Origin of the sequence: Clostridium pacaense (assembly GCF_020709765.2) — a bacterium.
Taxonomy (GTDB): domain Bacteria; phylum Bacillota; class Clostridia; order Lachnospirales; family Lachnospiraceae; genus Enterocloster; species Enterocloster hominis.
In genome coordinates, this window is sequence record NZ_JAJFEB020000178.1 from 1 (window position 1) to 245 (window position 245).

Genomic DNA, 245 nt, shown 5'->3' on the forward strand with positions numbered 1-245 from the left:
CTCCCCCCTTTCCTCCTCTTCCCTGCCTTTTTTCCCCCTCCTCCTCCCCCTCTTCTTCCTTCTTTCCTTCCCCTTCTTTCTCCTTTCCCTCCTCCTCTTTTTCCTTTCCTTCCTTTTTCTCCTTCCTTTCCCCCCTCCCCTCTTCCTCTTCCTTCCCTTCCCTCTTTCCTTCCTTCCTTCCTCCCCTTTCCTTCCCCCTCTCCTCCCCTTTTCCTCCTCCTCCTCCCCCCCCTTCCCTCCTTCTT

The 245-nt window shown here is 55.9% G+C and carries 1 protein-coding gene; it reads right to left on the reverse strand.

Annotated elements, in window-relative coordinates; translation table 11 throughout:
• On the reverse strand, positions 1-245 hold a 245-nt coding region (locus tag LK536_RS58960; RefSeq protein WP_506092355.1), incomplete at both ends, for a hypothetical protein.